This is a genomic window from Paenibacillus sp. GYB006, from assembly GCF_036577645.1.
Lineage (GTDB): Bacteria > Bacillota > Bacilli > Paenibacillales > Paenibacillaceae > Paenibacillus.
In genome coordinates this window covers 78,388-92,124 of the sequence record NZ_JARBDA010000009.1, presented here as the reverse complement: position 1 = coordinate 92,124, position 13,737 = coordinate 78,388, and the positions used below count along the sequence as shown (strand labels likewise).

13 protein-coding genes and 1 pseudogene are annotated in these 13,737 nt (G+C 45.2%); 12 read left to right on the top strand and 2 right to left on the bottom strand.

Features of this window, described 5'->3' with window-relative positions; translation table 11 throughout:
- Positions 1 to 121: 121 nt before the first annotated feature.
- From PV403_RS18305 to PV403_RS18270, 8 genes are all read left to right on the top strand, one after another.
- A complete protein-coding gene (locus PV403_RS18305) occupies positions 122 to 1,975 on the top strand; it encodes a rhamnogalacturonan lyase (protein ID WP_442951776.1) in 1,854 nt (617 codons plus the stop codon).
- Between the two features lie 399 nt (positions 1,976 to 2,374).
- Positions 2,375 to 3,436: a sulfate ABC transporter substrate-binding protein gene (locus PV403_RS18300; protein WP_332085544.1), complete on the top strand. Its 1,062-nt coding sequence runs from the start codon at positions 2,375 to 2,377 to the stop codon at positions 3,434 to 3,436.
- 54 nt (positions 3,437 to 3,490) lie between these two features.
- A complete protein-coding gene (cysT, locus tag PV403_RS18295; RefSeq protein WP_213532989.1) occupies positions 3,491 to 4,333 on the top strand; it encodes a sulfate ABC transporter permease subunit CysT in 843 nt (280 codons plus the stop codon).
- 19 nt (positions 4,334 to 4,352) lie between these two features.
- Positions 4,353 to 5,216 (top strand): sulfate ABC transporter permease subunit CysW, encoded by an 864-nt coding sequence (gene cysW / locus PV403_RS18290; protein WP_213532988.1) that lies wholly within the window; start codon positions 4,353 to 4,355, stop codon positions 5,214 to 5,216.
- A gap of 50 nt (positions 5,217 to 5,266) precedes the next feature.
- Positions 5,267 to 5,491: a YezD family protein gene (locus tag PV403_RS18285; protein WP_332085543.1), complete on the top strand. Its 225-nt coding sequence runs from the start codon at positions 5,267 to 5,269 to the stop codon at positions 5,489 to 5,491.
- A gap of 338 nt (positions 5,492 to 5,829) precedes the next feature.
- A complete protein-coding gene (locus tag PV403_RS18280) occupies positions 5,830 to 5,973 on the top strand; it encodes a hypothetical protein (RefSeq protein WP_332085542.1) in 144 nt (47 codons plus the stop codon).
- A 293-nt stretch (positions 5,974 to 6,266) separates the two neighbouring features.
- On the top strand, positions 6,267 to 6,413 hold the full coding sequence (locus PV403_RS18275) for a hypothetical protein (protein WP_332085541.1): 147 nt from the start codon (positions 6,267 to 6,269) through the stop codon (positions 6,411 to 6,413).
- A 92-nt stretch (positions 6,414 to 6,505) separates the two neighbouring features.
- Positions 6,506 to 6,727: a hypothetical protein gene (locus tag PV403_RS18270; RefSeq protein ID WP_332085540.1), complete on the top strand. Its 222-nt coding sequence runs from the start codon at positions 6,506 to 6,508 to the stop codon at positions 6,725 to 6,727.
- A 107-nt stretch (positions 6,728 to 6,834) separates the two neighbouring features.
- On the opposite strand, the gene PV403_RS18265 is transcribed toward PV403_RS18270, so the two are convergent.
- The gene (locus PV403_RS18265) at positions 6,835 to 7,764 is read right to left on the bottom strand and encodes a metal-dependent hydrolase (RefSeq protein WP_332085539.1); all 930 of its coding nucleotides are present in this window, start codon (positions 7,762 to 7,764) and stop codon (positions 6,835 to 6,837) included.
- 286 nt (positions 7,765 to 8,050) lie between these two features.
- Positions 8,051 to 8,962 (bottom strand): hypothetical protein, encoded by a 912-nt coding sequence (locus tag PV403_RS18260; RefSeq protein ID WP_332085538.1) that lies wholly within the window; start codon positions 8,960 to 8,962, stop codon positions 8,051 to 8,053.
- 246 nt (positions 8,963 to 9,208) lie between these two features.
- Between PV403_RS18260 and PV403_RS18255 the strand changes: the two genes are divergently transcribed.
- The 4 genes and pseudogenes from PV403_RS18255 to PV403_RS18240 all read left to right on the top strand — a co-directional run bounded on the left by PV403_RS18255 (position 9,209) and on the right by PV403_RS18240 (position 13,737).
- A complete protein-coding gene (locus tag PV403_RS18255) occupies positions 9,209 to 9,616 on the top strand; it encodes a GNAT family N-acetyltransferase (protein WP_332085537.1) in 408 nt (135 codons plus the stop codon).
- Positions 9,617 to 9,883: 267 nt separating this feature from the next.
- Positions 9,884 to 11,143 carry a threonine synthase gene (locus PV403_RS18250; RefSeq protein WP_442951774.1) on the top strand — a complete coding sequence of 420 codons (1,260 nt, stop codon included), beginning with the start codon at positions 9,884 to 9,886 and terminating at the stop codon, positions 11,141 to 11,143.
- Between the two features lie 206 nt (positions 11,144 to 11,349).
- Entirely contained in the window at positions 11,350 to 11,982 is a 633-nt protein-coding gene (locus tag PV403_RS18245; protein ID WP_213532982.1) for an NAD(P)-dependent oxidoreductase, read from the top strand.
- Between the two features lie 87 nt (positions 11,983 to 12,069).
- Positions 12,070 to 13,737: pseudogene (locus PV403_RS18240) on the top strand (NAD(P)H-hydrate dehydratase).

The window sequence follows — 13,737 nt, the reverse complement described above, 5'->3', positions numbered from 1 at the left end:
GACCTATATAAGGAATAATTAAATTAGAATATAATATGACCACAATATAAAGCGCTTACATTCATTGATAGTTTTACCACCATCCTAATAAGCCTTGGAGGGATACGTAGTGAACAGGAAAATGAGAAAAGGTGTACGGAATTTAGGGATTTGCATTTTAGCAGCAGCCTTATGTTATTCAGCAGGTGGCTTTTCTGGACAAGCTCATGCCGCAAATCCAAGACAGATGGAATACCTGGACCGAGGTGTAGTTGCTGTAAAGACAGATACGGGGGTATTTGTCAGCTGGCGGTTACTTGGCACAGAAGGAGCTGGCGTAACGTTTAATGTTTACCGAGATGGTGTGAAGGTGAATGCAACACCGATTATGAACAGTACAAATCTTCAGGATTCGGCAGGTACAACCAGTTCAAAGTATACAGTGAGGGCTATCGTTAATGGAGCGGAGCAAGCTGCTTCTTCTGCCGTAAACGTATGGGGGTCGAATTATTTATCGGTTCCGCTGAGTAAACCTTCTGCCGGAACAACACCGGACGGCGTAAATTATACGTATAGCGCAAACGATGCCAGTGCAGGGGATCTGGATGGGGACGGTAAATATGAGCTTATTGTGAAGTGGGACCCTTCCAACTCGAAAGATAATTCCCAAAGCGGCTACACAGGAGAAGTGTTTATCGATGCTTATAAGCTGGATGGAACCCGCTTATGGCGGATTGGACTTGGCAAAAATATTCGGGCAGGTGCGCATTACACTCAGTTCATGGTATACGATTTGGACGGGGATGGAAAAGCAGAGGTTGCCATGAAAACAGCGGACGGCAGTAAAGATTGTACCGGTGCTGTGATTGGGGATGGAACGAAAGATTATCGTAATAGCAGCGGGTACATTTTGACCGGGCCTGAGTACCTAACGATCTTTAATGGACTGACGGGAAAGGTCCTAACAACAGTAAACTATGATCCTCCTCGAGGTACAGTAAGCAGCTGGGGAGATAACTATGGAAACCGGGTTGATCGCTTCTTGGCGGGAATTGCCTATCTTGACGGGGAGAGACCGAGTCTTGTTATGGCTCGCGGGTACTATACCCGTTCTGTCCTGGTTGCCTATGATTATCGGAATGGACAATTAACGAAACGCTGGACTTTTGATACGAATACTTCGGGCAACAGTGCGTATGCAGGGCAAGGAAATCACAGTCTCAGTGTAGGAGACGTCGATAATGATGGAAAAGACGAGATTATCTATGGTGCAATGGCCGTGGATGATAATGGTACGGGACTCTATACGACGAAGCTTGGACATGGCGATGCCATGCATTTTAGCGACCTCGATCCAGATCGTGCTGGAATGGAAGTATTCCAGGTGCATGAAACTCCTTCTGCTACAGCCGGGATTGAATTTCGTGATGCGAGAACAGGCGCGTTAATCTGGGGAATCCCGACAAGTGCTGATATCGGACGAGGAATGGCTGCAGATATCGATCCAAGATATAAAGGGGCAGAGGTATGGGCTGCAGGATCCATGTACACTGCAAAAGGACAGCTGATCAGCAGCAAACTGCCTTCCACGAATTTTGGGATCTGGTGGGATGGTGATCTCAGCCGTGAATTGTTAGATAATAACCGGATCGATAAGTGGAATTACGATACTTCTACAGTAACAAATCTGCTTACTGCATCTGGTGCGGCCAGTAATAATAGCACGAAAGCTACACCAGCACTGCAAGCAGATCTACTCGGAGATTGGCGGGAAGAAGCCGTGTGGCGGACAACGGACAGTTCTGCACTCCGAATCTATACAACCACTGCTCTAACAGAAACCAGGATTTATACGCTGATGCATGATCCTGTATATCGTCTTGGCATTGCATGGCAAAATGTGGCCTACAATCAGCCGCCACATACTAGTTTTTATCTCGGCACAGGGATGAATACTCCTCCAACACCAAATATACGATTGACGGCAGCGCCATAAGGCCGGCAGCTCAGATCTTGTTATCATGAAGAAGTGAATCATATCTGCATTCGTTCAGAAGACCGCATACGTGCGGTCTTCTTTTTGTCATGAGCTGTGTAAGGCCTTATATCAGCGGGATGTGTGATTATATGTCAACAGAGATTGTTTAACATATAGAAACTATAACTGTTAAAAAATGTTTGACAGCCGCGTTCAGCCTCATTACAATGTACATAACATACTAAACAGGTAGGAATAAATGTTAATGCAAAACCTACCACACGGACGAGGGACGTAAGGCAGTATAGATCCGGCAGACACGTACATTCCAAGACGGTTTGACCTTGATCTATAGGCCTTAGTTCCTCCATTTTTTATATCTCATACTTAATAGCTGAGGCGAAGGGGAGATTGTAGATGAAAAAGGGGATCCGCAAAGGTCTTACAATCAGTATGGCATTATTGTTAACGGCTTCGCTGGCAGCATGCGGCACAGATAATACACAATCCGCAGGCGGCGGAAGTGCAGGGAATAAATCAGGGACCATTGAATTGTTAAACGTGTCTTATGACCCTACACGTGAACTGTATGATCAGTATAACAAAGCTTTTGCCGCTTATTATGAGCAGGAGAAAGGGCAGAAAGTGACGATTAAACAATCCCACGGAGGATCAGGAAAGCAGAGCCGTTCTGTTATTGATGGATTGGATGCCGATGTAGTTACCCTTGCCCTCGGATACGATATCAGTGCAATTGAAGAAAAAGGCCTTATTGAAGAAGGCTGGCAGGAGAAGTTCGAACATAACAGTGCTCCTTATACATCCACCATTGTATTTCTTGTGCGTAAAGGCAATCCCAAAGGGATCAAAGATTGGGATGATCTAATCAAGGGCGATACACAGGTGATTACACCAAATCCCCAAACATCTGGCGGAGCAAGATGGAACTATCTAGCGGCGTGGGGGTATGCTCTGCAAAAGAACAATAATGATGAGACCAAAGCAAAAGAGTTCGTAGCTGAACTGTTCAAACATACACCGGTTCTGGATACAGGCGCACGCGGATCAACGACCACATTTGTAGAGCGTGAGATTGGAGACGTGCTGCTGGCTTGGGAGAATGAAGCTCAGTTGTCTGTAAAAGAACTGGGACCGGATAAATTTGATATCGTCTATCCTTCTGTCAGTATTCTGGCAGAGCCGCCCGTTGCTGTCGTTGATAAAAATGTAGAGAAAAAAGGTACACGAGAAGCAGCGGAAGCTTATCTTACCTATCTGTACAGTGAAGAAGGACAAAAAATTGCAGCAGACAATTATTATCGTCCTACACTGGATACTGTAGCTGAACAGTATAAAGATGCTTTCCCGCAGATCGAACTGTTCACCATTTCGGATGTATTCGGCACTTGGGAAGAAACACAGGAGAAACATTTCAGTGAAGGCGGTATTTTCGAGCAAATCTACACACCAGGCAGCTAAAGCTTTGGCAAGGCTGACCGGACAAAAACCGGAGGCGAGAAGGGATGAACAGGCATGAGTAGTAGTGGAGTGGGAACTTCCAAAGTAAGGGTTCTCCCTGGTTTTGGAATAACAATGGGTTTTACGGTTCTATACTTAAGCCTTGTGGTACTCATTCCACTGGCTGCACTTCTGTTTAATTCAACAGGTCTTACATGGGGCAAGTTCTTCGAAATGGCTAGTAATCCTCGGATTTTAGCCTCTTTTAAAGTCAGCTTTATGACTGCTGGTTTTGCTGCTTTTGCGAATTTGTTTCTAGGTTTGCTCCTTGCGTGGGTGTTAGTACGTTATGAGTTTCCTGGCAAAAAAATATTTGATGCGATTATTGATCTGCCCTTTGCGCTGCCTACGGCAGTCGCTGGAGTGGCACTTACCGCTCTGTATTCGCCTAACGGCTGGATCGGTTCCCTTCTTGATCCGCTTGGAATCAAGATTGCTTTCTCTCAGCTAGGCATCACGCTCGCGCTTATGTTTATCGGTATTCCGTTTGTCGTACGGACCGTTCAGCCTGTTCTAGCTGAACTTGATACCGGTTTAGAAGAAGCGGCGGCAACGCTGGGTGCAGGACGCTGGCTGACGTTTCGTAAAGTGATTCTGCCTGAACTGATTCCTCCTCTTCTGACCGGGTTTGCGCTGGCATTTGCAAGGGGAATTGGGGAGTACGGTTCGGTCGTCTTTATCTCGGGAAACATGCCAATGAAAACGGAAATTGCTCCACTGCTCATCATGACACAGTTGGAAAAATTCGATTATGCCGGAGCTACAGCCGTCGCTTTATTGCTCTTGCTCGTATCTTTCGTTCTGTTGCTTCTAATTAATACCCTGCAGCGCTGGAGCCGCAAAACATCCCGCAGATAAAGAAAAGGAGGAATCCATAATGGCAGGAACCGTACCTTTAGGAACAGGAGCTAAAGTGCAGACAAAAGCATCCCGGGGAGCAAGCGAAGCTACCTGGGTCAAGTGGACACTGATCGGAGCGGCTGTACTTGTGATGGGCTGGCTCCTTATTTTGCCCCTCGTTATCGTGATCACGGAAGCTTTAAAACAAGGAGTTGGCGTATTTATCGCAGCTCTTACGGAACCCGATGCACTCGCGGCATTGAAACTTACTTTAATCGTAGCGGCAATTACGGTGCCGCTGAATACCATTTTTGGGGTCATGGCTGCTTGGCTTATTACGAAATTCCATTTTCGCGGCAAGGGGCTGCTGATTACATTAATCGACCTTCCGTTCTCCATCTCACCTGTAGTTGGCGGACTTATGTTTGTTCTTGTATTTGGGGCAAGCGGCTGGTTGGGTCCTTTGCTGGAAGCTTGGAATACGAAAGTTATTTTTGCGGTACCCGGTATTATTCTAGCTACGTTGTTCATTACTTTTCCTTTTGTAGCAAGAGAGCTTATCCCGCTCATGGAAGACCAGGGAACACAGGAAGAAGAAGCAGCGGTAATGCTCGGTGCTAAAGGGTGGAGAGTGTTTTTCTCAGTTACTTTGCCTAACATCAAGTGGGGCTTACTGTATGGTGTTATTTTATGTAATGCCAGGGCAATGGGGGAATTCGGGGCTGTATCTGTCGTATCCGGGCATATCCGGGGAGAGACGAACACCTTGCCTCTGCATGTTGAAATTTTGTATAACGAATATCAATTTTCAGCCTCTTTTGCTGTAGCCTCTTTGTTGTTGTTGCTGGCTCTGGCAACACTCATATTAAAAAGCTTCTTTAGCAGAAAAAGTACACATTGATCATAATCCCATAGAAGGCAGTGGCCTAATATAAACAGGAGGCGTTTGTAATGGCGAAACCGCTAAAAGTGGATGAAGTGTGGTTGGAACGGATTGCTGAATTACTGAATGGGCTGGAGTTCGGCTCTGTATCGATCGTGGTGCATGAAGGTCAGATTGTACAGATTGAGCGTACTGAGCGCAAACGATATGATAATAAGGCGGCGGCACGTACTTCGTCAGCGGGTAATGCGGGGAAGATTTCTGCTGAATCGAGAGGGGCAGGTAAGGCGTGAGCGGTTATCTTTAGTAGCGGGAGACGATTACTCTGTGCTCATGTTACTGTAGTAGTGGCGGGAAACGATCTTTCCGTGCTCATGCTCCGCTTGTTTTGGCTGGACGTAAGTAGAATCGAGGAAGTAAATGGTCCAGCCAAAGCCAAAAGTCGCTATGATCTCGGAATGATCTTATTCCCTGGAGTTACGTTGTAAGGCGAAAAAGGGCAAAGCTTCCTCCCCACGTGTGGGAGGGGTAAAGGACGTCGCTGTTTCCTTCGGGTAAACAGCGAGTCATAGAGGAAAGAGGGGAGGCAAGCTGTGATTAGCTTCCTTTTTTTATATGGGTGAGATAGTGGGTGAACGGCAATGATCAATGTTACTTGGAGGAGACGGGAAACGATTCTTCCGTGCTCATGCTCCGCTTGTTTTGGCTGGACGTAAGTAGACTCGGGGAAGTAGTAGTCCAGCCAAAGCCAAAAGTCGCTATGATCTCGGAATGATCTTATTCCCTGGAGTTACGTTGTAAGGTGAAAAAAGGCAAAGCTTCCTCCCCACGTGTGGGAGGGGTAAAGGACGTCGCTGTTTCCTTCGGGTAAACAGCGGGTCATAGAGGAAAGAGGGGAGGCAGGCTAGTGATTAGCTGCCTTTTTTTATGTGAGTAAGATTGCAGGAAAACAGCATCTGTACTGTAGAGAATCGGGAATAAGTTATTCGGCGCTCATAGATACTGTTGGGAAGGCGGGGAGCGACCCTACGGCGCTCATCCGTAGTGTAGAGTGGCAGGAAACAGTATATGTATAGTAGCGGGAAACGATCTTCCGTGCCCATGCTCCACTTGTTTTGGCTGGACGTAAGTAGACTCGAGGAAGTAAATGGTCCAGCCAAAGCCAAAAGTCGCTATGATCTCGGAATGATCTTATTCCCTGGAGTTACGTTGTAGGGTGAAAAAAGATAAAGCTTCCTCCCCACTTTTAAAGAGCAGATGAATGAGACAACTTATATTCATCATATTTTTGTATAGGGTGAGGGGATATGAGATTACTAAGACATAACCACGTTTTTTTCTATGTGATTCGAGGGAAAACGGTAAAAAAGATGGTACTTATCGATTTTTTACTCGGTACGGGAGTTTATTATGGTATCAAACTGATTAGTTCGAGTCTCATCATCGCGTCCATTGGAAGTATTGCTTGCTGTGCAGTCACCACTCGGAAAATGAATGGACCTAAAATAAGGGTGACTTCCTTTTCTTAATCTGAGAATTTTATCATTGTATAATCGGTACTAAATTTTAACAAAAGCTTTCTCGTGACTGGGGGAGTTTTTTGTCTTTATTATCGCAGCAAAGAAGTATATCTTTTTTAGTCTTGCTCCACCTCATCCCATTTACCAGGGGTTATCTCTTTATACAGGTAAGTTTTGTTTTCGAAAGCCCCCTCTATATAACGATATCCGTCTTTTATCCACTCTTCGGATACAACAATAAGAAAATCCTCTTTGCTATTGTCGGGTTTTACTGTGTATTCACCTCGATATAATATGACATCCCGCTTCTCTGGATAGAAGAAATGTACATCTGAACTGCCTAGCTCCTCTCCCCAATATCCCGCAATTCCACCTTGCTCGTGATGAGAACTAAAAGTACTGAATCTAAACTTCAGCCAGGTTCTTGGATCGATAGGGAACTCAAAATATGTATTGGGTGTTACGGTAATATAGGATTTTTCTCCTACGGGGTATCGTGCTTCTACCTCTTGATAAATAATGCTTTTTACAATAATTTTATAGGTGCAATAAAGAAGGACAAAGATCACAGCCAAAATAACGATCAATTTGGTTTTGCGCTTTAGGAAAATGGCGAGAAGCAGCCCAACTGCTAACGGAAACCATACCCACGGATCGCCTAACGTCAGGGCCTCCATGATAAAGAGCTTGTCACTAAAAGGATAAAGTAACGGGATATCGTGGCCCATATAATCTAGAAATAAATGCCCTCCAATAGCCGATGCTGTAGAAGCTCCCCACAAACGCCAAAAAGAAACTTTCCTGAGTAGAAGTTTAGCGATAAGTGCGATCCATAACACAACGAGTGGAGAAAATAACAACGAATGTGTCCAAGGTTGTGAATCACGTCCACCAAGCAAGTCGGGGGCTAAACCACTCAGTCCACCTATGAATAGGGAGGCTATACGCTGTATCCATGTACCTTCAGGAAGCAAATAGTAGGAAATTGCAGCCCCTAGAAGGGCGTGGGATAAAATATGAAAAAATAAATAGAGATGTGGATCCAAGGTGGATAGTCAGCTCCTTTCTTAAGCTACCTATATAACACTTGAACCTTTTAAAAAGTTCACTAAAAAAGATCCTTTCCCATTTCGTTAAAATAGGCAGGATCATATTTCGTTTCTTCACATGATTTGTATATCATCCTATAGTCAGGAACAGATTCTTACGAGATCTAATATATAAATAAAGTTATGTATTTTCTATGTAATATAAAAAAGCAATCCTTCCCTTTGTACAGGGAAGGATTGCTTTTTACGTCTTCTTTATCTACCGGCATTGTACTCAAAAATATTATTTATTATCTTCATCTTTATCGAAATCTTGATTCTCTTTTGTTTCTTCTATTGCTAGGACCTCTGCATGATGGATCACGGGGCGATTCGTCATCAAATCGGGATGACCTACATAGGGCCGTTCCTTACGTGAAGGGGGCTTACTGAGTCTAAATCCGAGCAGGAATAAAAGAAGCTGAACCCCAAGCACATAGGGAGCTGCAGAAAGTCCGATCAAGTGGAACAATGCGGCGAGAATGATAAGAATCGATAACATAATATTCGTAAAACCTGCATCTGTTCGAGGTTTGGACAAGGCGAGAATGTAGATATACGCTGTAGTGATGAGCCCGGAAACGAATCTAGCTGAGACGATAATCCAATCATATACCGATGGTGTGATAGCCGAATCGATTTCTACAATAAATTGATAGACTAGAAATGCGATTCCTGCTGCCGCAAGAGGGGCGAATAAAGGTTGTACAATCTGCCACAGGGCTTGTCCCCAGCTAGGCGAATGCAGTATAGACAAAAGCTGATTTCGTTCTGCGGCAAGCTTAGCCATTTCACGGTCAAGTCCACGCTGCAGCAGTTCCAGTCTGGATTCATCTCTTTCATTAAGGCAAGCTTGAATCTGTTCTTGCACATGAGGGTTTAAACAAGGCGCTGATTTACTTTCCTGAAGAGCAAGGATAAGGGCGCCATGAAAAGGTTCCCCCGGCAGGCCTTCGCGCTGTAAGCCAAGTGTGATTTGGCCGGCCAAACGAGAATAGGCATAGAGTGTGTCTTGCAGCTCATCCGCTCGCCTATATTTGTTCTGTTTCAGCGTTGAAGCATGATATATGTATAGCCACAACAACAGAACAATAAAAAAGGCAATGAGGGCAATTGTAGGTACTGATAACGGAACTGTATTGATACCTGCTAGCATGTTCAGGCTTCTTCCTCCTTCCGTACATTCTTTACTTCTTTCACTATTGCATATGAAAACTAGGTTTTCAAGTCATATCCCATAGATCTGGATAAGCATTGTTTTCCATCGCCCGAAAAGGAACGCACGTTTTCATTTAACCCAAAAATCAATTACAATATCAGGAATGATTGTATCTTATTCTTTCTATTTAATAGAAACGAATGTAAGTATTAAACCAAACTCTCAGAAAAGAGGTGGACACGAATGTTGATAACCCATGAAATTCCTTCGATAGAGTCCTATCTGAATCTACGCCGTGCTGCTGGGCTAAGTAAAATGAGTAGGGAAGGTGCTGAAAAAGGGCTGCCTTCTACTTTATTTGCCGTCAGTTTAATGGAAGGCGAAAGATTAATAGGGATGGGCAGAGTCGTCGGGGATGGCGGATTACAGTTTTTAGTATGCGATATTGCTGTTCATCCTGATGAACAGGGCAAAGGATACGGGAAGATCATAATGAAAGAAATTAAGCACTACATAGATGAACAGGTTCCTGCTGAGGGCATTGTGTCTCTTATAGCGGATAGGCCGGCAGATCGATTATATGAACAGTATGGTTTTCTACATGCTGCCCCAGACTCACTCGGAATGTGGTTCAAACAGAAGCAGGAGTAAGATTCTTCGTGTACATAAATAAGGCGATAATTGACAAAGTTACATAACTGTGAAAAGATGAAGAGGTAACAAGTCCGATCAAAAAGCGGATCATTGAAATAAACATAAGCTATTTGATGATTATACAGAGATATCAACATAAAGAGAAAAAAGGGCCCCTTTGAATTCTGACGGAGATGTTCAGAAACAGCAAGGAGGGCTTTTTCATTATTAAAAAGGGGATGTTGCCAGCATATTTTGGTCGGAAAATGTGAGGAGGCTATGTTCATGGTAAGGGATAATTACAGTTATTTAAGTCATCTGGAATGTCCGAAATGCGAACGTATCTACCATTCAACTGAGGTACAGCAGCTATGTTCCTGCGGTTCTCCGCTATTAGCCCGCTATGATTTAGAAAATCTGAGTAAGGATTGGGATCCTGCCTCGTTAAAAGACAGAGAAAAGAATCTATGGAGATATCACGAACTGCTGCCCGTACAGCAGCCGCAGCATGTTGTTTGTCTTGGTGAAGGTATGACACCACTGCTGCGTATGCCGAGTCTCGGTATGGATATGTCGATTCCAAAACTTTATATGAAGGATGAAAGTCTTATGCCAAGCGGGTCTTATAAGGCTAGAGGAGCCGCTGTTGGTATCTCGAAGGCAAAGGAACTGGGCATAGAGCGGTTTGTAATGCCTTCTAACGGAAATGCAGGAGCAGCTTGGTCATTATATGCTGCCCGCGGAGGGTTGAGCTCTTCCGTAGTAATGCCGGTTCACGCACCGCCTATTACTCGGGATGAGTGTATTGCAGCGGGAGCCGAACTTCTGCTGGTAAAGGGTCTCATAAGTGATGCAGGACGAATTGTAGCAGAGAAAGTGAAGCGTGAGGGAATATATGATACTTCAGCACTAAAGGAACCTTATCGGATTGAAGGTAAAAAGACGATGGGTTTTGAAATTATTGAACAAATGAATTTCGAGGTCCCAGATGTAATCCTTTATCCTACGGGTACTGGGGCAGGACTCATTGGTATTCATAAAGCACTGCAAGAACTACAAGAGATTGGCTGGATATCAGGTCCGCTTCCAAGGCTCGTAGCTGTTCAGTCAGAAGGTTGCGCACCCATTGTGAAAGCGTGGGAAAATCAGCAGACCGAATCTATGTTTTGGGAGCAGTCTAGTACGGAGGCTCGTGGCATTCATGTTCCTAAGACAATAGGAGACTTCCTTGTGCTGGATGCGATCTATCAAACAGGCGGGGCTGCCATCTCAGTAACGGATGAGGAGATATCAGCAGAGCAGGATCAGGTTACTAGAATGGAAGGAAGCTTTTTATGCCCTGAAGGAGCTGCCGCATTTGCTGCTGCACGAGTTCTTCGGTCCAATGGCTGGATTGAAGAGGAAGAAAAAGTGGTGGTGCTGAATACCGGATCAGGACTGAAGTACCCAAGAATATCAAGTAACGAAGACATGCTGCTTAATCCAGAGGAGGCCTTGACATCCTATGCTTTTAAGGAGCAGGCTCCATCTATTATCAAAGGATAATAGAAACCATAGATTAGGTGAGGAACTATCTTTCTATTCTTATAAAGAATAAAGATGGTTCTTTTTTAATGAGAAAGTAGTGAACTTTTGATTTTTGATGAATCTTCTTTATAATGAGACATACCGTTTTAACTATTGGATAAATGGATTAATACATAGTGAGAAAGATCTGTACAGGGAACTTACTAAGAAATGAGGAATGAATAATGAAGTTAATTATATTTGGTGCATCAGGCACCATTGGACAAGCGATCATGCAAGAAGCTCTGAGACGAAAGCATGAGGTTACGGCGGTTGTTCGCAATCGATTTAAACTTAATGAAAAACATGATCTGCTTACGATTGTAGAAGGTGACTTGCTCAAACCTGATTCCATTGCTGAATTGGTAAAAGGTCACGAAGTGGTGATCAGCGCTTATGGCCCTAAGTTTGGAGCAGAAGAGGAACTGGTGGAAGTGGCTCGTGCCCTTGTAGAAGGATTACGCAAGGGCGGAGTAGAGCGACTGATCGTGGTTGGCGGAGCAGGAAGCTTGATGACGGATGAAGGAATTCCACTTATGGAAACAGCGGGATTCCCGGAAGAAGTGAAGCCTCTTGCGATGGCGCATCAAGATGCCTATCAAATCTATCAAGAATCGGACCTTGACTGGACTTACCTGAGTCCTGCTTCTACGATTGAGCCTGGGATCCGTACAGGTAACTTCCGAATTGGTACGGACCGATTAGTAGTGGATGAAGACGGGCAAAGCCGGATCTCGGTAGAAGATTATGCGGTAGCCCTTCTTGATGAAGTAGACGACCCTTATTTCAGCGGTTCAAGATTTACGGTTGCTTATTAATGGTCTCTAGTAGATGAAAGACAGAAAAAAAAGCGAAGACAAGTGCTTCGCTTTTTTTCATACCATTTTGACAGGAGGAGAAGCAGTGTGTATGTAGTTACAGCAGATCAAATGAGAGAACTAGACGAGCATGTTATAGGATCTTGGGGTGTTCCCTCTGTTTGTCTGATGGAGAACGCAGGTAAGGCACTTGCAGAAGAAGTGCTCCATTTCTGTCAGAACCGGCAGTCAAAAGAGCAGGTAGCTAATGGGAACCCACTTATATCTAATGAGGCAAGAGCAGCTTTTGATCGATGGAAGGGAACACGTGGACAGATCAGTAACGATGCTTCCATTCGAGGGGAGAAAGCGTGCACAGAACACTGGTATATCCTAATTGGAAAAGGAAATAACGGCGGGGATGGGCTCGTAGCTGCTCGCCACCTATGGGAAGCTGGGATGGGAATTAGCCTTGTATTTGCCGAGTGTACGAAGGGACTAAGCGAAGAGGCTCTGCTTGAGTATCACACAGCTGAAGCGATGGGGATTCCATCTATCCTATTTACAGAACAGGGAAATCTGACATTCACTGGAGGAACAGGGATTATTGATGCTTTGCTCGGTACAGGAAGTAAAGGGGCTCCGCGAAATGCTTATGCTTCATTAATACAGGCAGCAAATGACAGTGGGCTGCCCATTATTTCGGCAGATATTCCAAGTGGACTCAATGCGGATACAGGGGCTCTCTATGAGCCGCATATCCGGGCAGAATTGACGGTATGCTTCGCACTACTAAAGCGGGAACTTACGCAGTTTCCAGGTGCAGAAGCCGCTGGGCGGATTAAAGTTCGTTCCGTTGGTATCCCTCCTCAGCTTGCAGAAGGACGATATCGTGAAACCGTCTATTTACTTACAGAAGATGTATTGTCAGAGAAGCTGAAAGTGGATCTTACGCAAAGACGAGCAGAAGATGGTCATAAAGGAACATATGGTCATGTACTGCTTGTGGCAGGCACGCTAGCGATGAGCGGGGCGGGACTGCTCAGTTGCCGGGCGGCACTGCGATCCGGCTCTGGGCTTGCTACATGGGCGCTGCCTTCCGAGCTGCTCCCGCATGTCATTGGCGCGGTGCCTGAGCTCATGCTTGCCGCAGCCGCAGACGGTCTGCATGGAACATGGAATAGGGCATCGGCGCAGAATATCATCAAGCTCGCAGAGAGTAGGGATGTCATCGCAATTGGCCCTGGACTGGGACGTTTTGAAGAGGATACGGCATGGCTGAGTCAAATATATAAAGAGGCAGACCTACCTATGGTTATTGATGCAGATGGGCTGAATATGTTGGCAGAGGCAGGTTCGGACTTTTTTAAACATATAGCATCAAGAGAAGCACCCGTTATCTTAACCCCGCATCCAGGAGAAATGGCGCGTCTTGCCGGTGTGTCTACCAAAGAAATTCAGCAGAACCGAATAGATCATGCTTTGTCCTATTCAGCGAATACGGGAGTGACGCTTGTTCTAAAAGGTTCCCGGACTGTGATTGCTACGCCCGAAGGGAATGCGTATATTAACATGACCGGTCATGCCTGAATGGGAACAGGCGGTACAGGAGATGCGCTGACGGGGATCATTGCCGGCCTGCTTGCTCAAGGTTACAGCGCTGAACAAGCAGCTGCATTTGGGGTATACCTGCATGGCAAAGCTGGAGAGACCGCTGCAATGATGCGTTCTCATCCAGCAGGAGTGATGGCGGGGGACCTGACCGAATATTTGTAA